Here is a 24,669-nt window from a genome sequence, read left to right as displayed (position 1 = left end):
TTTTCAAGCCTGTGGCTAACGTGTGTGAGGTTTACCCGCGAAAAAGCCAGTTCAGGCAGCCTGGGTTCAGGCCGCCACCCCCGCATCCGCCTTCAGCCCCACCTCTTCGATCGCACTGATCGCGCATTGCTCGTCGATATCCGATGTATCACCGCTGATGCCTAGCGCACCGAGCACTTTGCCGTCCTGATCACGAATCAGCACGCCCCCGGGCGCTGGCACTACCGGCCGCTCACCCAACCCATTCAATGCCGCAAAGAAGGCCGGACGCTGTTGTGCATCAAGCGCCAACAGGCGCGAGCCTTTGCCCAAGGCAATCGCCCCCCACGCTTTGCCCGTGGCCACCTCGGGGCGAATCAGGCTGGCACCGTCTTCTCTTTGCAACGCCAAGACATGACCGCCGGCATCGAGTACAGCCACGGTCAGGGGCGCTGCGTTGATCTTGCGGCCCGCCGCCAGCGCGGCGTTGACCAGGCTGACAGCGAGTTTCAGGTTCAAAGCGTTCATGGAAAGGTCCTCTTATTGTTGTGAGAAGCCCTGAGGGCAGATGAAAAACGGATGAACCAATAGAACACAACCGGCGATATTTTTGTATACAATAATTTGAAACGATCGTATGCGAGATCGCAAACTGCCGTTTTCACGGGCGCTAAGTGGAAAGCACCTCTGCCCGACGAAAATCCGTTGACCTGAGCGGCCAGCCATGAATACACTCTGGCACAAAGCAAGTTGTATACAATTACAAAATCGATGAGGCACAAATCATGAGCAAAATGAGAGCAATCGATGCAGCCGTTCTGGTCATGCGCCGTGAAGGTGTAGATACCGCGTTCGGCATCCCAGGGGCTGCCATCAACCCGTTGTACTCGGCCCTGAAGAAAGTGGGTGGCATCGATCACGTCCTCGCTCGTCACGTCGAAGGCGCCTCGCACATGGCCGAGGGCTACACCCGTGCCAACCCAGGCAACATCGGTGTGTGCATCGGCACCTCCGGCCCAGCCGGCACCGACATGGTCACCGGCCTGTACAGCGCCTCGGCCGACTCCATTCCGATTCTCTGCATCACTGGCCAGGCGCCGCGTGCGCGCCTGCACAAGGAAGACTTCCAGGCTGTCGACATCACCAACATCGTCAAGCCGGTCACCAAATGGGCGACTACCGTTCTGGAGCCGGGCCAGGTGCCTTACGCCTTCCAGAAGGCCTTCTATGAAATGCGCACCGGTCGCCCTGGCCCTGTACTGATCGACCTGCCATTCGACGTGCAGATGGCCGAAATCGAATTCGACATCGACGCCTACGAGCCGCTGCCAGTACACAAGCCATCCGCCTCTCGCGTACAGGCTGAAAAAGCCCTGGCCATGCTCAATGACGCTGAGCGCCCGCTGCTGGTCGCCGGCGGCGGCATCATCAACGCCGACGCCAGCGACAAGCTGGTGGAGTTCGCCGAGCTCACCGGCGTGCCGGTGATCCCAACCCTGATGGGCTGGGGCACCATCCCTGACGATCACGCCCTGATGGTCGGCATGGTCGGCCTGCAGACTTCGCACCGTTATGGCAACGCCACCCTGCTCAAATCCGACCTGGTGTTCGGTATCGGTAACCGCTGGGCCAACCGCCACACCGGCTCCGTCGACGTGTACACCGAAGGCCGCAAGTTCGTACACGTGGACATCGAACCGACCCAGATCGGCCGCGTGTTCACCCCTGACTTAGGGATAGTGTCCGACGCAGGCAAAGCGCTGGATGCGTTCCTGGAAGTGGCTCGCGAGTGGAAAGCCGCCGGCAAGCTCAAGTGCCGCAAAGCCTGGCTGGAAGACTGCCAGCAGCGCAAGGCCACCCTGCAGCGCAAGACCCACTTCGACAACGTGCCGGTCAAGCCGCAGCGCGTGTACGAAGAAATGAACCAGGTATTCGGCAAGGACACCTGCTACGTGAGCACCATCGGCCTGTCGCAGATCGCTGGCGCGCAGTTCCTGCACGTGTACAAGCCACGCCACTGGATCAACTGCGGCCAGGCCGGCCCACTGGGCTGGACCATCCCTGCGGCTCTGGGTGTCGTCAAGGCCGACCCGAAACGCAAGGTCGTCGCGCTGTCGGGTGACTACGACTTCCAGTTCATGATCGAAGAGCTGGCCGTTGGCGCGCAGTTCAACCTGCCGTACGTCCACGTGCTGGTGAACAACGCCTACCTGGGCCTGATCCGTCAGGCACAGCGTGGCTTCGACATGGATTACTGTGTACAACTGGCCTTCGAGAACATCAACTCGACCGACGCCGCCACCTACGGGGTCGACCACGTCGCTGTGGTAGAGGGCCTGGGTTGCAAGGCCATCCGCGTATTCGAACCGGCGCAAATCGCCCCTGCCCTGCTCAAAGCGCAGAAGATGGCCGAAGAGTTCCGCGTACCGGTCGTGGTCGAAGTGATCCTCGAACGCGTCACCAACATTTCCATGGGCACCGAGATCAACGCAGTCAACGAATTCGAAGACCTGGCTCTGGTCGGCAACGACGCGCCGACTGCCATCTCGCTGCTGGACTGATCGCCTGACGCCCCCATGCGCCTGCGCTGGGGGCCTTCATCGCAAGGAGACAACCCATGCCTCGCTTCGCTGCCAACTTGTCCATGCTGTTCACCGAACAGGACTTCCTGGCCCGCTTCAAGGCTGCCGCCGACGCTGGTTTCAGCGGCGTCGAATACCTTTTCCCCTATGACTTCAGCGCAGCCGAAATCAAGCAGCAGCTCGATGCCAACGGCCTGACCCAGGTGCTGTTCAACCTGCCCGCCGGCGACTGGGCCAAAGGTGAGCGCGGCATCACCTGCCACCCTGACCGCATCGAAGAATTCCGCGCCGGTGTCGACAAGGCTATCGAATACGCCAAGGTGCTGGGCAACACCCAGGTCAACGCCCTGGCCGGCATTCGTCCGCAAGGCCCCGACTGCGCCACCGTGCGCAAGACCTTCGTGGAAAACCTGCGCTACGCGGCAGACAAGCTCAAGGCCGCCGGGATCCGCTTGGTCATGGAAATGATCAACACCCGCGACATCCCGGGCTTCTACCTGAACACCACGAAACAGGCCCTGGAAATCCAGGCCGAAGTCGGCAGCGACAACCTGTTCCTGCAGTACGACATCTACCACATGCAGATCATGGAAGGTGACCTGGCTCGCACCATGCAAGCCAACCTGAACCTGATCAACCACATCCAGCTGGCCGATAACCCAGGCCGCAACGAACCCGGCACCGGCGAGATCAACTACCGCTTCCTGTTCGAGCACCTGGACCGCATCGGCTACCAGGGCTGGGTAGGCGCAGAGTACAAGCCGCTGACCACAACCGAAGCGGGCCTGGGCTGGCTGAAATCACACAACGCGATCTGAATCACCTGCTCCCACCGGGCACGCGAACAAATATAAAAGAGGTAATTTCTCATGGCTAAAATCGGTTTCCTCGGCACCGGCATCATGGGCAAGCCCATGGCCCAGAACCTGCAGAAAGCAGGTCACAGCATCTTCGTTTCCACTCACCACGACCCAGCCCCAGCCGACCTGCTCGCCGCTGGCGCGGTGGCCCTGGCCAACCCTAAGGAAGTGGCCCAGGAAGCTGAGTTCATCATCATCATGGTGCCGGACACCCCGCAGGTCGAAAGCGTGCTGTTCGGTGAAAACGGCGTCGTCGAAGGCGTGGGCCCGAACAAGGTGGTGATCGACATGAGCTCGATCTCCCCAACCGCCACCAAAGCCTTCGCCGAGAAAATCAAGGCAACCGGCGCAGCCTACCTCGACGCCCCGGTCTCCGGCGGTGAAGTCGGCGCCAAGGCCGCGACCTTGAGCATCATGGTCGGTGGTTGCCCGAAAGCCTTCGAGCGCACCTTGCCGCTGTTCGAAGCCATGGGCAAGAACATCACCCGCGTCGGTGGCAACGGTGACGGCCAGACCGCCAAGGTCGCCAACCAGATCATCGTCGCCCTGAACATCCAGGCCGTTGCCGAAGCCCTGCTGTTCGCCGCCAAGAACGGCGCCGACCCGGCCAAGGTACGTGAGGCACTGATGGGTGGCTTCGCTTCGTCGAAAATCCTCGAAGTGCATGCCGAGCGCATGATCAAAGGCACCTTCGACCCAGGCTTCCGCATCAGCCTGCACCAGAAGGACCTGAACCTGGCCCTGCAAGGCGCCAAGGAGCTGGGCATCAACCTGCCCAACACCTCCAATGCCCAGCAAGTGTTCAACACCTGCGCGGCCATTGGTGGCAGCAACTGGGACCACTCGGCGCTGATCAAAGGCCTGGAGCACATGGCCAACTTCTCGATTCGCGACGACAAGTAAGACCTTACTGGCCTCATCGCGAGCTGCGCTCGCTCCTACAGGATCAGCGTAAGGCCCGTAGGAGCGAGCAAAGCTCGCGATGAAGCACACGCGGCCTGCCCTGCGACCACAGGCCAGGCAGTGACACCGAGCAACACCCGCCCCTGGTTCGGCCTGCACGGAGGCAGTTCCAGGGGCGTTTTCGATTCTGTAGAACAACAATAACTGGGAGCCTGCCATGTCGGTCGATCCGCAAACCCTTCTTCGCGACCTGTTCGACACAGCCATCGCCGCCGCCCACCCACGCCAAGTTCTCGAGCCGTACCTGCCCGCCGACCGTAGCGGCCGGGTCATCGTCATCGGCGCCGGCAAAGCCGCAGCCGCCATGGCCGAAGTGGTCGAGAAATGCTGGCAGGGCGACGTCTCTGGCCTGGTCGTCACCCGCTACGGCCACGGCGCCAACTGCCAGAAGATCGAGGTGGTCGAAGCCGCTCACCCGGTCCCCGACGCCGCCGGCCTGGCCGTGGCCAAACGCGTGCTGGAACTGGTCAGCAACCTCACCGAAGACGACCGCGTCATCTTCCTGCTGTCCGGCGGTGGCTCTGCCCTGCTGGCGTTACCTGCCGAAGGCCTGACCCTGGCCGACAAGCAACAGATCAACAAGGCGCTGCTCAAATCCGGCGCCACCATCGGCGAGATGAACTGCGTGCGCAAGCACCTCTCGGCGATCAAGGGCGGCCGCCTGGCCAAGGCCTGCTGGCCGGCCACCGTCTACACCTATGCCATTTCCGACGTACCAGGGGACTTGGCTACGGTCATCGCCTCCGGCCCGACCGTGGCCGACCCGAGCACCTCGGCCGATGCCCTGGCGATTCTCAAGCGCTACGGCATCCAAGCACCGCAATCGGTGATCGACTGGCTCAACAACCCCGCCTCTGAGACCGTCAAGGCCGACGACCCGGCCCTGGCCCGCAGCCACTTCCAGCTGATCGCCAAGCCCCAACAGTCGCTCGAAGCTGCCGCCGTGAAAGCCCGCCAGGCCGGCTTCAGCCCGCTGATTCTCGGTGACCTGGAAGGCGAGTCGCGGGAAGTGGCCAAGGTCCACGCCGGCATCGCTCGGCAGATCGTCCTGCACGGCCAGCCGCTCAAGGCACCCTGCGTGATCCTCTCCGGCGGCGAAACCACCGTGACCGTGCGCGGCAATGGCCGTGGCGGGCGCAACGCCGAGTTCCTGCTCAGCCTCACCGAGAGCCTCAAGGGCCTGCCGGGCGTGTATGCCCTGGCCGGCGACACCGACGGCATCGATGGCTCGGAGGAGAACGCTGGCGCCTTCATGACCCCGGACAACTACGCCCGTGCCGAAGCACTGGGCCTGTCCGCCAGCGATGAGCTGGACAACAACAACGGCTACGGCTATTTCGCGGCGCTGGACGCACTGATCGTCACCGAGCCAACGCGCACCAACGTCAACGACTTTCGCGCCATTCTGATTCTCGAGACTGCCCAATCATGACGCCTGATAAAAAAGTAAAGATCCTCGCCACCCTCGGCCCTGCGATCAAAGGCATCGACGACATTCGCCAACTGGTCGAGGCCGGCGTGAACATCTTCCGCCTCAACTTCAGCCACGGCGAGCATGCCGACCACGCCCTGCGCTATCAGTGGATTCGTGAAGTCGAGCAACAGCTGAACTACCCGCTGGGCATCCTCATGGACCTGCAAGGCCCGAAACTGCGCGTAGGCCGGTTCGCCGAAGGCAAAGTTCAGCTGCAACGCGGCCAGGCCCTGCGCCTGGACCTGGACAAGACCCCGGGCGACAGCCGCCGGGTCAACCTGCCGCACCCAGAGATCATCGCCGCACTGGAACCTGGCATGGATCTGCTGCTGGACGACGGCAAGCTGCGCCTGCGCGTTACCGCCAAGCACAGCGATGCCATCGACACCGAAGTGCTGGCCGGTGGCGAACTGTCTGACCGCAAGGGCGTGAACGTGCCACAAGCGGTGCTCGATCTGTCGCCGCTTACCGAAAAGGACCGCCGTGACCTGGCATTCGGCCTGGAACTGGGTGTGGACTGGGTAGCGCTGTCGTTCGTGCAACGCGCCGAAGACATCGTCGAAGCACGTCAACTGATCGGTGAGCGGGCCTACCTGATGGCCAAGATCGAGAAGCCGTCGGCGGTCGAGCAGTTGCAGGCGATTGCCGAGCTGTCCGACGCGATCATGGTGGCCCGCGGTGACCTGGGCGTGGAAGTGCCGGCCGAGAGCGTGCCGCAAATTCAGAAGCGCATCATCGACACCTGCCGTCAGTTGGGCAAACCGGTGGTAGTAGCCACGCAGATGCTCGAATCCATGCGCTTCTCGCCGGCACCGACCCGCGCCGAAGTCACCGACGTGGCCAACGCCGTGGCCGAAGGCGCCGACGCGGTGATGCTGTCGGCCGAGACCGCTTCCGGTGACTACCCGCTGGAGGCCGTGCAGATGATGAGCAAGATCATCCGCCAGGTGGAAAACGGCCCGGACTACCAGGCTCAACTGGACGTCGGCCGGCCGAAGGCCGAGGCCACCGTATCGGATGCCATCAGCTGCGCGATCCGCCGCATCAGCGGCATCCTGCCGGTGGCGGTGCTGGTCAACTACAGCGAATCGGGCACCTCCACCCTGCGTGCGTCCCGCGAGCGGCCACGGGCGCCGATTCTCAATCTGACGCCAAACCTCAAGACCGCCCGCCGCCTTAGCGTGGCCTGGGGTGTGCACTCGGTGGTCAACGACCGCCTGCGCCAGGTCGATGAGGTGGTATCCACGGCGCTGGAGATTGCCCAGGCACAAGGCATGGCCAGCCGTGGCGACACGCTGCTGATCACCGCCGGCGTACCGTTTGGCAAGCCGGGCTCGACCAACACCTTGCGGATCGAGACCCTGGTTTAAAGGTCTGCATCACTGCCGTGGGAGCGTGCAAGCCTGCTCCCACGGCAATGTTGCCGCGCCCCGTAACGGCGGAAAACCGGAGCCCAAAGAGGCCCACCGCTCCCCCATCAACCTTATCGACTGCCCCGATGTACACCAAAAACTTCGTCAACCCGTGCCCGGACTGGGCCACGGCGCTGCTCAACGGCTTCAGCCAAGTGCTGCTGCTGCGCCACCCACTGTGCGGCCTGTGCTGCCTGTTGGCCATCCTGCTGACCGCCCCTGACCTGGTCGGCGGCGCTCTGCTCGGTGCTCTGGCAGGGCTACTCACTGCCCAACGCCGCGGCTACGACCGCGCCGACCGCCAGGCTGGGCTGTACTGCTATAACGGCGTGCTGATCGGCATTCTGATCAGCGCCGTGCTGCCCTGGTCAGCCATGGTGCCGCCGCTGATCATTGCCGCGGGCGGCTTGTCGAGCATCATCACCCACCAATGGCGCAAGCGTGGCGGCAAGCTGCTGATCGCCTATACCGCACCGTTCGTGCTGCTCGGCTGGGTCACCTTGCTGTTCTCAAGCCCCGCACCCAACGGCTTAGTCGAAGCCGACCCGCTGCATGGCCTGGCGCGTGGCGTGGGGCAGATCTTTTTGCTCGACCAGCCTCTGGCCGGGTTGCTGATCATCGTTGGAGCATTTCTTGCCAACCCCCATGCTGCCATGTGGGCCCTAGTGGGGTCGGCCATTGGCGGCGCAGTGGGATTGCTTATAGGGCAAGCGCAGGCCGCCTGGCTAGGCTTGTATGGATTCAATGCCGCGCTGGCAGCGTTGGCATTCAGCCGACAGGGTGAACGCTCATGGGTAACATTACTCAGTATTGGTATCGCGTTACTCACGCAAGGGCTTCTGAGTCTACTGCCTATCGCCGTATTGACGTCCCCCTTCGTCATAGCATGCTGGCTAGTACACGTGGGTAGCTATCTGTTGCGCGTTTACGTTCGTCGCAGCACCTCGACATCGACATAAAGATTGGGCTCAGCGCGCACACGCTGTGAAACCCCGGGTAGCTGACGATCCAACGACACTCTCGGCGCAGCAAAAGGTTGCGCAACGTGAATGAATGCGTGCGTATCTGAACTCAGTTCCACCCGTTCATAGCCTCGCGATGTCAAGTGATTCCCGGGATGATCGAAGCTGGGCGGCTCAATATGGATATTTCCCTTGCGAAAAAATACACCAGCTGTTTGCGCTCGTGGTCTTACATGTATTTGCTCACCGGTGACCTTTGGATAGTCTCCAGTAAAGCGATACGTAATGAACTGATCACCTTCTAGCTTATTCACAAGCATTCTAGCTCCCTTGGCACTCGGCTGTGCGAGGCTCTTCAAATGAAATTTAAGGTCGTCTTTGGGTAGCCCAAAGTCTTTGAGCACTTTAGTGAGTCCTGAGGGTTCGGCTTTGTGCTGGCTAATCCCGAGGCCCTTGTATAAAGCCATGAGCCATACTGGCTTGTGCCCTGATGGATCGTGTTTGTTGATTGGATCGCCAGCACAGTAGGCATATGCATTCAGCCCACCCTCACCAAATGGGCTGATGTCGTCAGCGCTGACGAAGCGCAATAATGCTGGGCGATAAAGGCGGTACCCATTGCCCAACAGATAGCCACCACCTGCGGTATCCAGCCGCTCACCAGCGAAAAACAACGCTCCAGAGTGACGCAAATCCTTCTGAAATCCATAGGGTGTGTAGGTGACGGTGGAACGGTTTTGGGAGCTGGGGCTGACCACGATAAGAATGCCTGTGTTTGAAGAGTCAAACTGAAGCTTGAACCTACGCTGCGCTACACGAAACTGACATTTCTACCAGTTGTTGCTGCTTGACCTAGTTGCATGACGCCCAGTCGACCTCCTAGCCTTGGCATCCCTCTTGTGGATTCTCAGTGCCATGCCAGCCTCACAATCCTTACGCGAACGCCTCTACATCATCGTCTTCCAGACCGACACCGTGGCTGGAAGACGCTTCGACAAGATCCTTTTGCTCATCATCCTGGCCAGCCTGGTCACCGTGATCCTCGACAGCATCAACGAAGTGCACCAGGGTTATGCCGGCCTGCTGGCCGGTATCGAATGGGGCTTCACCGCGATCTTCCTGGCCGAATACCTCACCCGCCTGTACTGCTCGCCCAAACCCTTGCGCTACGCCTTCAGTTTCTATGGCCTGGTCGACCTGCTGGCGATCGTGCCGGGGATCATCGCTCTGTACTACAGCGACGCCCAGTACCTGCTGATCGTTCGGGTGATCCGAATGCTGCGCATCTTTCGCGTGCTCAAGCTCAGCCCTTACCTCAAACAAGCCCACTACCTGCTCGAAGCCCTACGCGGCAGCAAGCAGAAGATCATCGTGTTCCTGGCCAGTGTATCGACGCTGGTCACCGTGTTCGGCACGTTGATGTACGTGGTCGAAGGCCCTGAGCATGGCTTTACCAGCATCCCCAAAGGCATCTACTGGGCCATCGTCACGCTCACCACCGTAGGCTTTGGCGATATCGTGCCGAAGACACCGCTGGGCCAGGTGCTGTCGTCGCTGGTAATGATTACCGGCTACTCGATCATCGCCGTGCCCACTGGCATCTTCACCGCTGAACTGGCCAACGCGATGCGCGGCGAGCAGCTACGCCATGACTGCCCGACGTGCCACAAGCCGGCCCATGAGCCGGCTGCGGCGTTCTGTTCGCGCTGCGGCAGCGCGCTGTTCAGGAAGCAGGGTTAGCGGGTTCGGCCAGGGCCTTGAGGGTCAGCTCCAACAGTAACCGTTCTCGGGCAGCCTGACGCTCGGCGTGCACAGCCCCTACCCGCGCCAGGTACTCGGCCTCAGGTACCGATTCGGCGGTATCGAGCAACGCTTGCAAGCGCTCGTGGAAAGGTTGATCGGCGGCCTCGAAGGCATCGGCTTGAGTGCGCTCCAACAACGTCTGCCAGAATTCGCGCTGAACCAGCGAGGCAGCTATCGCATCGTCGGTCTCGGCAGCCTGCACCTGGTCACGGGCCGCTTCCAGGCGCGCCATATCCACCCCGGACACTTGCGCGAACAGCATGTCACCCGGCTGCGCTGGCAGGTTCAGCGCATCGCGCAGACCGATCCGGTAGGCCAGGCCCACCTCGATTTCGTCGGGGTCGGCGCCTGAGGCTCGCCGCGCCTGGATATCGGCCAATGCAATCCGCTCGACTTCATCCAGCCGCCACAACTGGCGGCCCAACTGCAACAGCGCCGCTTGCTCGGCGCCAGCACCGGCTTCGATCCGGGCGCGCCAGACCAACAAGCTCAACTCCAGGTTGCTGAAGCTCAGGGCGACGCTGTCCTGGCAGGTAAGCTGGCGGGTCACCTGCTCGAACAGGGCTTCACGCAGGCTGGTATGCTCCTGCATCGCATCAAGCATGGTGAACACCCGCTCGGCCAGTGCTTCGGGGCGCTGGGCAAAGTCAGCCGTTTCCAAAAGGCGCGCCAGCAAATTGAAAAAGTCCGCGCTGCCAGGTTCGACCTGTACCGCCTCCCAACACGCCGATTGCTCGTCGCGGGTCAGGCCCCTGGCCGCATCCAGCCAGCGCAGCCGCACCTGGGTAGTCCCACCTGGCGCGCTAAGATCTGCGCCCAGCGATGGCGTGCCCGCGCGTAACAACTCAAGGTCAGCGGCAGGCAGCGGGTTGCCCCACAACATGATCATGCGCCTTGTCCAGACCGGCGAACGAGCGAACCAGGCAGGCAGCCGGCTGATCTGGTTATCACGCAGGTCAACCTGCAACAAGTCTGCACACCGCAAGATTGAGGGCGGCAGTTCGGTTTGGCCAGTGCCCCTTAGATGTAGGCGCCGCAGGCGACCTAACTGCTGAAGGGAGAACCCGCGGCCCAGTGGGTTGAATGAGAGGTTCAGGTATTCCAGCGATTCGCAGCGCGCCAACACGTTCGCCTGCGCCGTATCCAAGACGATGCGGTTACCGAACAGGTCCAGTTCGCGCAATTCATTCAAGTGCTCAAGGCCAGCCGGCAGGCGAGTCAGGCGATTGCCGTTGAGTTCCAGAATGCGCAAGTTGGGGAACCTGCTCAGAAAACTCTCTGGCACCGCATCAAGGCGCATGCCCAATAACGCCAGCTCGTGTACATGGGCAAAGCTGACTTGCGGCGGCAGGTCGGGCAACTGGCCCGGTTCTGCAGCGAAAATGGCCAGGCGAAAATTTGATGTGTTCAGCAAGCTGTCGTTATGGGTTGTGACGCGTCGCTGCCAGCAGTCCAGCAAGCTGCGCAAAACGTAACGTCGCTCTTCACGCTGGGCGCCGCGTGGTGCCTGACGTGCCCAGCGGCGAAGCTGACGCTCGAGCATGGCTAGCTGATTACCCAAACGGTTGATTTCTCGGTGCACATCCCCTGCGCTGCCGCGCACCTCTTCCACCCAGGCCAAGGCTTGGGCATCGGTATAGGTCGGGTACAACTCGCGCACCATAGCCAATAATGCGTAGTTGGCTGTCTGGCTGCCAGTGCCAGGCAGGCGGCCACTCAACGGATACCCCAGCCGCCCATCGGGCAGCCGCTGCACAGGCCGGAACCAGCCTGTGGGCCTTGCCGGCGCCAGCAATTGCTGCACCTCGGTGCGCTGCCGCGCCGCCTGCCGAGTGATCAGTACGCGCAGGTTGTGGGCAAATGGCTCAGCGACTGCAAAGGCTGCCCGCTGGCGGTCGTCATACGCCGCCGCCAGGGTTTCGAACAGCTCCCCCGGCTCACCCAGCGCTGCCCCCTGGGCATTGAGCAGGGTGAATTGGCCCTGATGGTGACGCACGCCGAAATGATCTGCAGCGCTATGGGCGTTGACCTGTAGCGGTGTATCGACAGTGCCGTCGAACAACGACCAACGCACCTGCGTGCCACCCGGCATGCGCTCGAGCAGGCCCAGGACCACGCGAGCCAGATCGGTGGTTTGCGGCACCCGCAGGTAAAGCGCTTCGAACACCCGGGCCAAGCGTATGCGAGCGGCCTGCTCGCGCGCCGCTTCAGCGAGGCGCAGCGGCACTCTGCCGCTTTCAGCCAAGCGCTGGCGGTCGCTCACATGGGCATCGCGTAACAGCGCGCGAGCAGCGCCCTCGTGCAAGCTTGGGAACGCGCGGCGCAATGCCTGGCTCTGCGTATCGGCAGCACCTTGGCTGGCTTGGTAGGCGTTGCTGAACAAAACCTGGCGCTGACGTGCTATCTGTTCGGCGAATGCTTGGTCTGAAAGGCCCGAGGCCTGCGGCAAAGCCCTGGCCTGAGCGAGCAAACCATCGTCATCGCTTTGCACGCCCGAGCGTAGGGCGCTGATCAGCCTGCTGATTCGCAGGTCCAAGCGCATGCGCTGGGCGCTGTCGAGCAATGCAGGATCAGGCGCCTGACCATAGACGTGCAGTGCCCGCAGGTGATCGGCCTGCAGGTCATGGGCAACCAGCAACTGTTCGATCTGTTCGTCATCAAGCTCGCCCAGGTGCCCGCCGAGGCGGCGGAACAAGCGCAGACGGTCCTCCCATTGGCCAGGCTGCTCGAACCACACCCGCCACGCACCCGCCCCGTTATGAATGAGCCTTGGCCCGCACCCACCACGCGGTCGCAAGTGCCACTGCCCGTCCAAGGCGCTTTGCACGACCGGATAATGGTGCCCCTCCATTTCGACCCACGCCAGCTCGCCAAGGCGATACACGCCCTGCGCATCGGGTTGCTCCTTAAGCGCCGGCAAAGGGCTGCGATACTGCTCAAGGCGCGGAATGCCCAGGCGCGTGGTGCCATCCTCCAAGCGCTCGGGTAACAAACCATCGACCCAGCTCGAGCGCGTCCAAGCACGGCGGGCCACGGTAACCCCAACACCCAGCGCAGCCATAACGGCAAGATCAGTCGCAACGTGCATCATGTGCTCCAAGGCACCCTGGGTATCACCTTCGTGCCAGGCCTCGACGCCGTGATAGACCTCAGTCAGCAGCTCCCAGGCGGTGAGCGCAAGCAGGCCTGCACCGACGACAGGAATGAACAGCCCGGCCAGGTTCAGCAACGCCAACCCTTCGGCCGCCAGGCGCCGGTCGTGGGCTTGCTGCACCTGACGGTCCAGGTCTGCCACCGGCACCGCGATCATGGCGGCATCGTCCTTGATCTGTTTGATGCGGCCAGCGCCCAGGGTCTCGAAAAGCGGAAGCCGGTAGGCATACATGCGTTCATCCAGATCGATGTTGGCGAACGCTGCCAGGCCGGCATAGCCCGGGATGATGATCGAGAAGAAACGCTGGCTATCGCGTCGGCGGACGAAGCGGCTGAAAAACTGCTGATACTGGCTGCTGCGCAAGCGTTTGCCCAACCCGTTGGCCAAACGCCTGAGGCTGTCGAAAACCGACCACGGCCCATGGGGGTCACCAGGGACGTACGCGAGGATCCGCCGGGTGGTATTGAGCAGCAACCCTTCGTCTATCACCTCGAGCAGCACGATTTGCTCAAGGTCGCAGTCGAGCAGACGCAGCCGTTTGGCAACAACAGGATCGCCCCCCAGGCGCGGCGGCGTACCATCGCGGCACAGACCAACCACCAGTTGCAGCTCCTGATCATTCAACACCCCGGCCTGCTGAGCCCGATAAGCATCGACCAACATCTGCTGGCGCTGCAGCTCGCCTAGCAGGGTAGACACCGGCTGCCCATCAGCGGCCGGCGCCAAAAGGATGCTGTCGAGGTGACGTTGGTATTGCGCGCCGATGTCCAGGCTACGGCACAGTTGGGCAAATTCGATGGCCGAAGGTGGCTTGATGCCACCCTGGCGGGCGCTGGTCAGGCGATTGCCACGGGGCTGACCCGCCTCGCTGGCCTGCTCGGCAGTGAAATTGCGCAGTGCCGCTTCGAGCAGCGGCATGTCTGTGTAGACCACTTCGGTCAGGTGCGCACCCACCGGCTGGATATTGATCACCGGCTGGCGTGAACCGGTAATGAACTTCCAGCGGTTGACCGCAAAAGGCTGCTGGAAACGCGCTTGCAAGGCCGCCTCTAGCCGCTGCTGGGCAAAACGTTCGATTCCCTCGATACCGGCCAGGGTAGCGCTCAGTTGATGGCGCAGGCCAAGGCTGCGCTGCAACGCCTGGCACAGACCAGGCAGCTGCTCGGGGCTGGCGGCTTTGAGCCAGGCTGGCAATCGGCCTTCGATGAAGCGGTCATGAAACGCCTGTGCATGGCGTTCCAACGCTGATGCGATGGACGGATGAGCAGGTAGGTTATGCATGGTCTCGGGCTCCAGGAAAAGAGCCCGTGAGGGTAGCCAGCGCTGCTTGGCAAACCCCGCTAGATACTTAATACCCAAAGCATAAGCAAAGACCGATTGGGTCTTTAAACGCTCGTCGCCGAAACGCTATAGTCGCTGGCACATTGCCAAATTGCTGCCTTACGACAAGGAACGCTTCGTGAAAAAACTCGTCACCGCCTCACTGCTCGCCGCAGGCCTGGCCATGGGTAACCTGGCCCAGGCTGCACCTACCTTGCTCAACGTTTCCTACGACGTGATGCGCGACTTCTATAAGGACTACAACCCAGCCTTCCAGAAGCACTGGGAAGCCGAACACAACGAGAAGGTCAACCTGCAGATGTCCTTCGGCGGCTCGAGCAAGCAGGCACGGGCAGTGATCGATGGCCTGCCGGCAGACGTCATCACCATGAACATGGCGACCGATATCAACGCCCTGGCCGACAACGGCAAACTGGTACCGGACAACTGGGTGAGCCGCCTGCCCAACAACAGCGCGCCGTTCACTTCGGCCACCGTGTTCATCGTGCGCAAGGGTAACCCCAAGGCGCTCAAAGACTGGCCAGACTTGCTCAAGGACGGTGTGCAGGTAATCGTGCCCAACCCCAAGACTTCGGGTAACGGGCGCTACACCTACCTCTCGGCATGGGGTTATGTGCTCAAGCAAGGTGGCGACGAAAACAAGGCTCGCGAATTCGTCGGCAAATTGTTCAAACAGGCGCCAGTGCTCGACACCGGTGGCCGTGCTGCCACCACTACGTTCATGACCAACCAGATCGGTGACGTGCTGGTGACGTTCGAAAACGAAGCGGAAATGATTGCCCGCGAGTTTGGCCGCGACCAGTTCGAAGTGGTCTATCCGAGTGTGTCGGCCGAGGCCGAGCCACCGGTGAGCGTGGTCGACAAGGTAGTAGCCAAGAAAGGTACTCAGGCTGTGGCCGAAGAGTACCTGAAATACCTGTGGTCGCCAGCCGCCCAGGAAATTGCCGCGCAGAACTACCTGCGCCCGCGCGACGCGACCGTGTTGGCCAAGTACACCGACCGTTTCCCGAAAGTCGACTTCCTGTCGGTAGAAAAAACCTTCGGTGACTGGCGTACCGTGCAGAAGACACACTTCAACGATGGTGGCGTGTTCGACCAGATCTACACCAACCAGCAGTAATCGCAAACAATGCTACGGGCCTGTTCGTGGCTAAAGCCCCCAAAAGGATTGCACCTGTATGAGGTGACCTGTTGGAGCGGCTTCAGCCGCGAAGAGCCCGGAGCAGCTAGACCAGTAAGCAGCCTTCACCCAGCGCCTGGTTTGACCGCTGGCGGAACACCAGCGCCTTGAGTCCGCCTTCAGGGTCGGCATCGGGAAATTCCGGCGGATTTTCGAGCCGCTCGACAAAGCCCAGCTCAGGCGCGTGCTCGGCCATCCCGTCGATCAGAAACGCCGGTCCAACCCCAGGATCGTTGACGCAAGCCAGCACCGTGCCACCCTCGTTGAGCAGCTCCGGCAGCCGCCGCAGGATCTTGGCGTAGTCCTGAGTCAGCACGAAACTGCCACGCTGGAAGGTCGGCGGGTCGATGATGATCAGGTCGTAGGGCCCGTACTTGCGCACCTTGCCCCAAGACTTGAATAACTCGTGCCCAAGGTAGGCGACCCTTGAGGCATCGTGCCCGTTAAGGCGGTGGTTGTCCCTGCCTCTGGCCAGTGCCGACTTGGCCATGTCCAGATTCACAACCTGCTCGGCGCCGCCTGCGATCGCCGCTACCGAAAAGCCGCAGGTATAGGCGAACAGATTGAGTACACGCTTGCCCGCTGCCTGCTCGCGCACCCATCGCCGACCGTAGCGCATGTCCAGGAACAGGCCGTTGTTCTGCCGCACGCCCAGATCGAGCAGGTAAGTCAGACCATCTTCGATCACCTCGCGCTGCTGGCAGGGCTCACCAAGCAGCCACTGGCCTGGACTGTCGGGCAGGTACCGGTGCTGAATCAGAATCGCCTGGCCCGTCCACTGCGGGCGCTCGGCCAGGCTGAGCAACATGGCTTCGAGCGCTGGCAATTGCCCTGCGGGCGGCTCGCGAAACAGGGCGACCGACAGCACCCCTTGCAGCCAGTCCACAGTGACTTGCTCAAGACCCTCCCAGCACCGCCCGCGGCCGTGGAACAGGCGGCGGGTTTGCGCCGGAGCAGGGTCAAGGGCGGTGAGCAGGTGTTTCTCGAGGGTCTGTATCGGCGAGGTCATGGCAGGTCGCAAGCAATAAAACAGGCATTCTACTCTCTGACCGCCACCTGCGCCGAACGAAACCACCAGCCCTGCTGCATACCTGCCGCCGCCAGCAGAATCAAGGCCACCCCTGACCATTGCAGCGGCGTGAGCCTGTGACCGAAAGCCAGCCAGTCGACCAGAATCGCTGCAATCGGGTAGATGAACGACAACGCACCGGTAAGCGCCGTGGGCAGGCGCTGAATGGCGCTGTACAGCAGCACATACATGACACCGGTATGAACCATGCCCAGGGTCACCAGGCTTGCCAGCGCCGCTGGGTCACTCGGCAAAGCGCTCACCCTGGCCCAGGGGGCCAGCAGCAGCACGCCGGTGGCGACCTGAATGAGCGCGATCAGATGTGGCGGTGTGCCGCTGAGGCGTTTGATGATCAGGGCCGCAACTGCATACAAGAACGCAGCGCCAAGCGCCAGGCCGACACCCTGCAGGTAGTCCTCACCACTGCCCTGCCCTGCACCATGGGCACCGATGATCGCCAGCATTCCCAAGAAAGCGACCATCAACCAAGTCAACTTGGCGGCAGTGATTTTCTCACCCAGGAACAACGCCGCCAGCCCAACCAGCATGAACGGCTGTACGTTGTAAACCGCCGTACCAATAGCGATAGAAGCTTTCGAATAGGAGGCGAACAGCAGCACCCAGTTACCGACGATGGCCATGCCACTGACAATCGCCAGCAGCACTGCCTTGCCCGTTACGACACCCGGCCTGAGAAAGCCGAGCGCCGCGCAGATCAGTAGCAAGGTGCCCGCCCCGAATACACAGCGCCAGAACACCACGTCCAGCACCGCTTGCCCCGACACCAGCACGAACCAGCCGATGGTGCCGGAAATGAGCATGGCTGCGACCATCTCCAACGAGCCCCGACGTAATGAACTGTCCATCTCGCACCTCCTTTGGATGAGGGCATTAGTATGCGCAGGGCTACCCCAGGCCATCCAGCGGATAAACAAGGCGCTTTAGCGATTTCACCTTTACTATCAAGGCACATTGACCAAAGTGCCTACTGAGAAAAGCATGACTGACACAATCGACCAGCTGTTGATCGACGCACTGATGGAAGACTCACGCCGCTCGCTTAAAGCACTGGCGCAGATCAGCGGCCTTTCCGCCCCCAGTGTCAGCGAGCGCTTGCGACGCTTGGAGGAACGTGGGGTCCTGCGCGGCTATACGGTGGATGTCGACCCGCGCAGTTTCGGCTATCAGCTTCAAGCGATCGTGCGCATTCGCCCATTGCCGGGCCAGTTGCAGGAAGTGGAGCGGCAAATCATCGCGATCCCTGAATTCACTGAATGCGACAAGGTGACTGGCGAGGACTGCTTCATCGCTCGTCTGCACGTGCGCTCGATGGAGCAACTCGACATTCTGCTCGACCGAATCAATGTGCTCGCGGTCACCAACACCGCGATCATCAAGAAAACCTCAGTCAAACGTCGACTGCCGCCGATGGACTGAGTGTATGCATAAAATCGATTTACAGATCTTTTTTTGTACACACAAATGTCACCATAGGTGCCATTTTTGTGTGCAAGATTACAGTTCAATGCCCCGTTAAGTGACACACCCCAGACACCTAACTTTGACCGAACGATCAAAAAATCTTACTTCCTGAAAAATAAAGCTGATTAATTGGTCAACTTATATTTGATCAATAACAGCCACTTAACTTCCATATAGAACTAGTAGCCAAGTTCGATTCCGCAAATCCGTATCCACACTGGCATGGAACTCGCTTTTGTGTGCTTGTGTTTTGTATACAAGACCAACAAAACATAAATACACAATAACCCGCAGCGTCGGCTCGATACCGGCAGCTGCGCCCAGAACCCAGTGATGCCAAGCTGCACCGACGAGATGGCGAGCCCGTGCGCATGCCCGCTCATCGCAGTCCACGTGCATCAGGAGCCTGCCGGAATGAGTACCAGCATCGATCTTGCCCCTGAACTTTCCGTTGCCAGCATTAGCCCATCCTCCACTCAAATCGACGGGATGCCGCCCTTGGCGCTCAGCCCACGCCTGCACAACCGGGACTTGGCGCCGACGCGACTACAGGGCCGGCGCTGGGGCCGCTACAGCATCTTCGCGTTATGGACCAATGATGTGCACAACATTGCCAACTACTCCTTCGCCATGGGCTTGTTTGCCCTGGGCCTTGGGGGCTGGCAAGTTCTGCTGTCGCTAGCAATCGGCGCAGCGCTGGTGTACTTCTTCATGAACCTTTCTGGGTACATGGGGCAGAAGACCGGCGTGCCCTTCCCAGTTATCAGCCGCATTGCCTTTGGCATCCACGGCGCGCAGTTACCGGCGCTGATCCGCGCGGTGATCGCCATCGCCTGGTTCGGCATCCAGACCTACTTGGCCTCGGTAGTGCTGCGCGTGCTCTTGACTGCCGTATGGCCCCAGGTGGCCGCTTATGACCATGACAGCATTCTGGGGCTGTCCAGCCTGGGATGGGTGTGCTTCGTGGCGATCTGGCTGGTGCAATTAGTGATCCTTGCCTACGGCATGGAAATGGTTCGTCGCTACGAAGCTTTCGCCGGCCCGGTGATACTGCTCACCGTCGCTAGCCTGGCGGTATTCATGTACTTCAAGGCCGATGCACGTATCGCCTGGTCGGTTGCCGAGCCGTTAGCCGGCTATGAGATGTGGCGCAACATTTTCGCCGGTGGCGCGCTCTGGCTGGCGATCTACGGCACCCTGGTGCTGAATTTCTGTGACTTCGCCCGTTCCTCGCCGTGCTCCAAGACCATTCGCGTCGGCAACTTCTGGGGCCTGCCGGTGAACATCCTGGTGTTCGCCGTGATCACCGTGGTGCTGTGCGGCGCGCAGTTCCAGATCAACGGCCAGATCATCGACAGCCCTACCCAAATCGTCGCCAGCATCCCCAGCACAGCATTTTTGGTACTCGGCTGCCTGGCTTTTCTGATCGTTACCGTGGCGGTGAACATCATGGCCAACTTCGTGGCACCGGCTTTCGTGCTGAGCAACCTGGCGCCGCGTCATCTGAACTTCCGCCGCGCCGGGCTGATCAGCGCAACCCTGGCGGTGCTGATCTTGCCGTGGAATCTCTACAACAGCCCGCTGGTGATCGTGTACTTCCTGTCGGGCCTGGGCGCACTGCTTGGCCCGCTGTACGGGGTGATCATGGCCGACTACTGGTTGCTGCGCAAAGGCCGGATCAACGTACCCGAGCTGTACACCGAGCACCCTGCAGGCGCCTACCACTACAGCAAAGGCATCAACCTGCGCGCCTTGGTCGCATTCGGGCCTGCGGCGCTGTTGGCGATCATCCTCGCGCTGGTGCCTAGCTTCCATGTCATCGCGCCGTTTTCCTGGCTGATCGGTGCGGGCATCGCCGCTGCGGTGTACCTGCTGATCGCCCCGCGTAACCGCCAGTACCACGATGTCAGCGGCGAGTGCATCGCCGTCGACCACAGCAGCCATTGATCAAGGAAGACTTCCCCATGCGTATTCTTATCGCGAACGTGAACACGACCGAAACCATCACCCAGGCCATCGCCGAGCAAGCGCGTAGCGTGGCCGCGCCAGGCACTGAGATCATCGGCCTGACACCCTGGTTCGGGGCCGAATCGGTAGAGGGTAATTTCGAAAGCTACCTGGCCGCCATCGCCGTGATGGACCGTGTACTGGCTTATGAAGGCCCTTATGATGCAGTGATCCAAGCAGGGTACGGCGAGCATGGCCGCGAAGGGTTGCAGGAGTTGCTCGAGGTGCCGGTGGTGGACATAACCGATGCCGCCGCCAGCACGGCGATGTACCTGGGCCACGCCTATTCGGTGGTCACCACCCTGGACCGCACCGTACCGCTGATCGAGGACCGACTGAAGCTCTCCGGCCTGTACGACCGCTGCGCCTCGGTCAGGGCCAGTGGCTTGGCGGTGCTGGAATTGGAAGAGCACCCTGAGCGCGCTGTCGAGGCTATTGTCGAGCAAGCCGAACGCGCCGTGCGTGAAGACAAGGCGGAGGTAATCTGCCTGGGCTGTGGTGGCATGGCCGGGCTGGACGAACTGATCCGCCAGCGCACTGGAGTGCCGGTGATCGATGGAGTGAGCGCCGCGGTGACCATTGCCGAGTCGTTGGTGCGGATGGGGCTGAGTACGTCCAAGGTGCGCACCTTCGCTACACCACGGCCGAAGAAGGTGTTGGGCTGGCCGATGAAGTTCGGGCGTTAAGCGCCGCCCCAGCCCTTGCCGGCGTGCAAGGCAGCCAAATAACGCCAACCACTGCCCGGCTTGCTCGGATCAGGTCGGGCAGTGGTGCTCCCCACCGTTCAGGCCCTGGCGGACATTGCGGCTCAGTAAGCTGGCTTTACCGTCATGCCAAGTCAGGGTCAGCACATACAGCGTATCGAAATCGTCGCCGTCCCAGTCCTCGGTGATTACCCGCTGATCGCCCAACGCCTTGCCGGCCACGGCATTGATCAATGCTGGCAGGTAACCATGGGACCAGGCGGTATAGACCGTGGCATTGCGGTATTTCTCGCTGACCAGCTCAGCGGCAAGCTCGTCGGTGTCGTTGGCCGCATAGTCGATATTGACTGGCAACCCCAGGCGGATGGCGCTTGGGGTGATGGTCATCAGCGGGCGGATATAGCTGTAACTCTGATCCTCGCTACCCTCCTCTACATGCCGAGTCGGGTTGGCCGCAAACACGTAATCCGCTTTACCGAAACGCTGTGGCAGCAAGGTGGCCAGGTCGATCGCACGATTCAGGCCCTGGCAATTCAGTTGCCCCAGGCCTTCCCCGGGCTTTTCGGCATGGCGCAGAAACACCAAGGTCTGGGTACCGTCGACCGGTTGAGAACGGCTGTCCAGCACTACCAAGGCCACAGGGACGGCTGCGGCGACCAAGGCCAAGCTGGCCAGTAAATGGCGACGACGTCGAAAGAAAGCGGGCAACTGCATGTAGGCGGGCTCTTGTGGCAAAAAGTAGCGGGTCACTCGCCACATTGCCCTACGGGATGTGCCAGGGGCATCGGTGCAGTGATTGCCATCCATGGCAACGAGCAGGACTAAGAGTGCCCCGATCCCGTTTGGTTCCTCCCTGGACGTGCATGCCGTTCCCTAGGCATGGGTGAACTTAGCGCCGGCGTGTTGCAAGAATGTGTCACCCTTGGTGCCACTAATGTCATTCATCCCGGGTCAGCACCTCGAGCAACTGGATTTCGAAAGTCAGGTCCGAATTCGGTGGGATCGAGCCCATGCTGCGCTCGCCATACCCCAGGTGAGCCGGCACTTGCAGCCTGCGTGTGCCGCCCACGCGCATGCCCATCAGCCCCTGGTCCCAACCTTTGATGACTCGGCCAGTGCCGATGACGCATTGAAACGGCTTGCCCCGCGACCAGGACGAATCGAACTCGCTGCCGTCGGCCAGCCAGCCGGTGTACTGGGTGGTGATCAGGGCACCTTTGACAGCGGCTTTACCTTGGCCTTCGATCAGGTCGGTGATCTGCAGTTCGCTGCTCATGGGCAGGCTCCATCGTTAAAGACAAAGCCGCCCTTTTCTCAGGAATGTACAAATTTGGCAAGTGATCAGATGTAGATGCTACCGCGCAGGTACAGCGCCGCACGCCCGCTGATGATCACCCGCCCATTACCAGGCACTTCACAGTGCAACTGCCCCTTGCGCGCCCCGCCCTGCTCGCAGGTCAGCGCCGTCTTGCCCAGGCGCTCGGCCCACAGTGGCGCCAGGGAAGTGTGCGCCGAACCTGTGACCGGGTCTTCATTGACCCCCACCCTCGGGCCAAACCACCGGGTAACGAAGTCGAACCCCCGTCCGGCTGCAGTGACCGCGATACCGCGCACGTCGAAGGCCGACAGTGCGGCGAAATCAGGTTTGAGTGGGTCGAGCAACGCGGCGTCATCAACCACTACCACATAATCGTCAGAGCGATACACCGCTGCCGCCTGGCTCAGGCCAAGCGCTTGGAGCAAACCGGCCGGAGCGTCCAGCGCTTGCGGTTGCTTGGCCGGGAAGTCCATGGCCAGCAGGCCATCAGCCCCCCGGCTGACCCGTAGCTCGCCACTTCGGGTGTTAAAGCGCAGCACCTGGGCTTGCTCCCCGAGCTGTTCGAACAGCACATAGGCAGACGCCAGGGTTGCGTGGCCGCACAGGTCGACTTCGACGGCCGGGGTGAACCAGCGCAAGTCGTAAGACTGGCCGTTGGGCACGAAATAAGCCGTTTCGGAAAGATTGTTCTCTTCGGCGATACGCTGCAGCACAGCGTCTGGCAGCCAGCTCTGTAACGGCACGACCGCTGCCGGGTTGCCACCGAAGGGCTCGGTGCTAAAGGCATCGACCTGGAAGATTTCGAGTTGCATCAAACGCTCCTTGTGATCCGGCAGGGCCGGCGTATGTCATGAACAGACCTATGCATGGACCGGCGTGAGCACTGGCTCACCGGCAAAAAAAGCCTGCAGATTACGTAGTACCAGGCTCACCGTGTCACGTGCAGCCTCCGGCGACTGGCCCGCCACATGGGGAGTGAGCAGCGTATTGCTCAATGCCTTGAGGGCCGGCGCTACTGTGGGTTCTTCATCGAACACGTCCAGCGCAGCGCCAGCGAGCTGGCCTTGCTGCAAGGCAGTTACCAGAGCTTGGGTATCGACGACACTGGCGCGGGCGATATTGACCAGGTAGCCCTCGGCACCCAAGGCTGCGATGACCTGGGCATCGACCAGATGGCGAGTAGCGGCACCACCGGGGGTGGCAACCACCAGAATGTCGACCGCTTCAGCCAACTGCTGGGCGGTGGCGTACCAAGTGTAGGGAACGTCCGCGCGGCGGGTGCGGTTATGGTAGCTGATAGGCATGTCGAAGCCCTGGCTGGCGCGCTTGGCAATCGCCAGGCCAACCGCGCCTAGGCCGAGCACGCCCAGGCGCTTGCCGCTGACCGAAGGGCTGATCACGCGACGCCACTCACCCTGGCGGGTGCTGGCGTCGGCGCGGGGGATGTCGCGCAGCAGCGCCAGCAACATGGCCATGGCGTGATCGGCAACGGCTGTAGCGTTGGCGCCTGCCCCATTGGTGACGGTGATGCTACGCGCAGCAGCTGCAGCCAAATCGACTTGCTCGTAACCTGCACCAATCACACAGATGATTTGCAGCTTGGGCAGTGCGGCAATCTCGGTGGCGCTCAGGCCCAGCGGGCCGCGGGTGAGTACGGCGTCGATCTCGGCGCCACGGTGCTCGATAGCGTCGGCTCGCAGTTGCGCGGTGGGTGCGCGAATCAGCCGATAACCTGCCTGTTCAAGCAGCGGCAGATAATCATCTACCGTTTCTACCAGCACCAAGACGGTCTTGTTCATGCCGACTCCTCAGGTAAGGGAGAGGCATTATGCGGGGAAGGTGAGCGGTACAGTCAATCGATTAAATAGAGATCAACTGTACTGTATTGGTAGAGCCTAGTAGCGGCGCATCCCTAGCAGTGCTCACCGCAGGGATGCGCCCTAGGACCGCTATTGGCTGAATGCGCGCCCCAGGCCCCCTGGCACGCCGCTGCTGTCGGTGTCCTGCCATGGGCCATCTGGCTTGAGCGACCAGCTCCAGCCATTGTCATAACGGTAGTAGGTGCGCTGGCGGTAGAACACGTTGGTCTTGTTGTCCAACACATATACCCCAAGCTTCGGGTCCCAGTGGCTCGCCCCGCCAGGCGGTGGCGCGAAGCTGGCGGAGGTGCGCGGTACCGGCTTGGCTGGAGCGCTAGGCTTGCTCGGCTGGGTCGATGGCTGGCCACCAGGCAGCGGTTTGACCACCGGGCCCTGACGCGGCGGCACGGTTTCGATCGGCGGCGACGGCTCCTGGTTCGGTTGATGCACGGTACACGCGGACAAACCCAGGGCTAGGGTCATCAGGGTCAGGCGGACGGCGCTATGCATGGCATTGTTC

Annotated in this window: 21 protein-coding genes; 11 read left to right on the top strand and 10 right to left on the bottom strand. The window is 61.5% G+C overall.

The window, feature by feature from the left end; genetic code table 11:
• Positions 1 to 66 precede the first annotated feature (66 nt).
• Positions 67 to 507, bottom strand: a complete 441-nt coding sequence (locus J5M56_RS16580) for a heme-binding protein (RefSeq protein WP_207937324.1) — start codon at positions 505 to 507, stop codon at positions 67 to 69.
• Between the two features lie 257 nt (positions 508 to 764).
• Here J5M56_RS16580 and gcl point away from each other — a divergent pair, with 257 nt between their 5' ends.
• From gcl to J5M56_RS16550, 6 genes are all read left to right on the top strand, one after another.
• A complete protein-coding gene (gene gcl, locus J5M56_RS16575) occupies positions 765 to 2,540 on the top strand; it encodes a glyoxylate carboligase (RefSeq protein ID WP_060476865.1) in 1,776 nt (591 codons plus the stop codon).
• 56 nt (positions 2,541 to 2,596) lie between these two features.
• Positions 2,597 to 3,379 (top strand): hydroxypyruvate isomerase, encoded by a 783-nt coding sequence (gene hyi / locus J5M56_RS16570; protein ID WP_207937323.1) that lies wholly within the window; start codon positions 2,597 to 2,599, stop codon positions 3,377 to 3,379.
• Positions 3,380 to 3,430: 51 nt separating this feature from the next.
• Complete coding sequence (locus J5M56_RS16565; protein WP_207937322.1) at positions 3,431 to 4,324, top strand: 2-hydroxy-3-oxopropionate reductase; 894 nt, start codon at positions 3,431 to 3,433, stop codon at positions 4,322 to 4,324.
• Between the two features lie 217 nt (positions 4,325 to 4,541).
• Complete coding sequence (locus J5M56_RS16560) at positions 4,542 to 5,816, top strand: glycerate kinase (protein ID WP_207937321.1); 1,275 nt, start codon at positions 4,542 to 4,544, stop codon at positions 5,814 to 5,816.
• A complete protein-coding gene (gene pyk, locus J5M56_RS16555; protein WP_207937320.1) occupies positions 5,813 to 7,228 on the top strand; it encodes a pyruvate kinase in 1,416 nt (471 codons plus the stop codon). Before J5M56_RS16560 ends, pyk begins: the two co-directional genes overlap by 4 nt.
• A gap of 128 nt (positions 7,229 to 7,356) precedes the next feature.
• A complete protein-coding gene (locus J5M56_RS16550) occupies positions 7,357 to 8,229 on the top strand; it encodes an urea transporter (RefSeq protein WP_207937319.1) in 873 nt (290 codons plus the stop codon).
• On the opposite strand, the gene J5M56_RS16545 is transcribed toward J5M56_RS16550, so the two are convergent.
• On the bottom strand, positions 8,196 to 8,990 hold the full coding sequence (locus J5M56_RS16545) for an RHS repeat-associated core domain-containing protein (RefSeq protein WP_347709429.1): 795 nt from the start codon (positions 8,988 to 8,990) through the stop codon (positions 8,196 to 8,198). The genes J5M56_RS16550 and J5M56_RS16545 overlap by 34 nt on opposite strands.
• 157 nt (positions 8,991 to 9,147) lie before the next feature.
• On the opposite strand from J5M56_RS16545, the gene J5M56_RS16540 reads away from it, so the two are divergent.
• Positions 9,148 to 9,972 (top strand): ion transporter, encoded by an 825-nt coding sequence (locus J5M56_RS16540; RefSeq protein WP_207937318.1) that lies wholly within the window; start codon positions 9,148 to 9,150, stop codon positions 9,970 to 9,972.
• On the opposite strand, the gene J5M56_RS16535 is transcribed toward J5M56_RS16540, so the two are convergent.
• The gene (locus J5M56_RS16535; RefSeq protein ID WP_207937317.1) at positions 9,956 to 14,470 is read right to left on the bottom strand and encodes an NEL-type E3 ubiquitin ligase domain-containing protein; all 4,515 of its coding nucleotides are present in this window, start codon (positions 14,468 to 14,470) and stop codon (positions 9,956 to 9,958) included. The two genes, J5M56_RS16540 and J5M56_RS16535, sit on opposite strands and share 17 nt — an antisense overlap.
• Positions 14,471 to 14,648: 178 nt before the next feature.
• Here J5M56_RS16535 and J5M56_RS16530 point away from each other — a divergent pair, with 178 nt between their 5' ends.
• Entirely contained in the window at positions 14,649 to 15,650 is a 1,002-nt protein-coding gene (locus tag J5M56_RS16530; protein WP_186478481.1) for a sulfate ABC transporter substrate-binding protein, read from the top strand.
• Between the two features lie 106 nt (positions 15,651 to 15,756).
• Here J5M56_RS16530 and J5M56_RS16525 read toward each other — a convergent pair whose 3' ends face one another.
• Positions 15,757 to 16,719 (bottom strand): class I SAM-dependent methyltransferase, encoded by a 963-nt coding sequence (locus J5M56_RS16525; RefSeq protein ID WP_207937316.1) that lies wholly within the window; start codon positions 16,717 to 16,719, stop codon positions 15,757 to 15,759.
• A gap of 29 nt (positions 16,720 to 16,748) precedes the next feature.
• Positions 16,749 to 17,645 carry a DMT family transporter gene (locus tag J5M56_RS16520; protein WP_207937315.1) on the bottom strand — a complete coding sequence of 299 codons (897 nt, stop codon included), beginning with the start codon at positions 17,643 to 17,645 and terminating at the stop codon, positions 16,749 to 16,751.
• A gap of 133 nt (positions 17,646 to 17,778) precedes the next feature.
• Between J5M56_RS16520 and J5M56_RS16515 the strand changes: the two genes are divergently transcribed.
• The 3 genes from J5M56_RS16515 to J5M56_RS16505 all read left to right on the top strand — a co-directional run bounded on the left by J5M56_RS16515 (position 17,779) and on the right by J5M56_RS16505 (position 20,954).
• Positions 17,779 to 18,216 carry an Lrp/AsnC family transcriptional regulator gene (locus tag J5M56_RS16515; RefSeq protein WP_207937314.1) on the top strand — a complete coding sequence of 146 codons (438 nt, stop codon included), beginning with the start codon at positions 17,779 to 17,781 and terminating at the stop codon, positions 18,214 to 18,216.
• Between the two features lie 459 nt (positions 18,217 to 18,675).
• Entirely contained in the window at positions 18,676 to 20,208 is a 1,533-nt protein-coding gene (locus J5M56_RS16510) for an NCS1 family nucleobase:cation symporter-1 (RefSeq protein ID WP_207937313.1), read from the top strand.
• A 17-nt stretch (positions 20,209 to 20,225) separates the two neighbouring features.
• Entirely contained in the window at positions 20,226 to 20,954 is a 729-nt protein-coding gene (locus tag J5M56_RS16505) for an aspartate/glutamate racemase family protein (RefSeq protein ID WP_060476879.1), read from the top strand.
• Between the two features lie 69 nt (positions 20,955 to 21,023).
• Here J5M56_RS16505 and J5M56_RS16500 read toward each other — a convergent pair whose 3' ends face one another.
• From J5M56_RS16500 to J5M56_RS16480, 5 genes are all read right to left on the bottom strand, one after another.
• A complete protein-coding gene (locus J5M56_RS16500) occupies positions 21,024 to 21,686 on the bottom strand; it encodes a histidine phosphatase family protein (protein ID WP_207937312.1) in 663 nt (220 codons plus the stop codon).
• Between the two features lie 223 nt (positions 21,687 to 21,909).
• Positions 21,910 to 22,248, bottom strand: a complete 339-nt coding sequence (locus J5M56_RS16495) for an FKBP-type peptidyl-prolyl cis-trans isomerase (protein ID WP_060476881.1) — start codon at positions 22,246 to 22,248, stop codon at positions 21,910 to 21,912.
• Positions 22,249 to 22,313: 65 nt separating this feature from the next.
• Positions 22,314 to 23,102, bottom strand: coding sequence for a PhzF family phenazine biosynthesis protein (locus J5M56_RS16490; protein WP_186478487.1), 789 nt, complete (start codon positions 23,100 to 23,102; stop codon positions 22,314 to 22,316).
• A 48-nt stretch (positions 23,103 to 23,150) separates the two neighbouring features.
• Positions 23,151 to 24,089 (bottom strand): 2-hydroxyacid dehydrogenase, encoded by a 939-nt coding sequence (locus J5M56_RS16485; RefSeq protein ID WP_207937311.1) that lies wholly within the window; start codon positions 24,087 to 24,089, stop codon positions 23,151 to 23,153.
• 150 nt (positions 24,090 to 24,239) lie between these two features.
• Positions 24,240 to 24,659, bottom strand: coding sequence for a hypothetical protein (locus J5M56_RS16480; protein ID WP_186478489.1), 420 nt, complete (start codon positions 24,657 to 24,659; stop codon positions 24,240 to 24,242).
• Positions 24,660 to 24,669 lie beyond the last annotated feature (10 nt).

This window comes from Pseudomonas sp. 51_B (assembly GCF_017491595.1).
GTDB lineage: Bacteria > Pseudomonadota > Gammaproteobacteria > Pseudomonadales > Pseudomonadaceae > Aquipseudomonas > Aquipseudomonas promysalinigenes.
The sequence above is the reverse complement of the archived record's forward strand: the minus strand, read 5'-3'. Positions and strand labels throughout refer to the sequence as shown.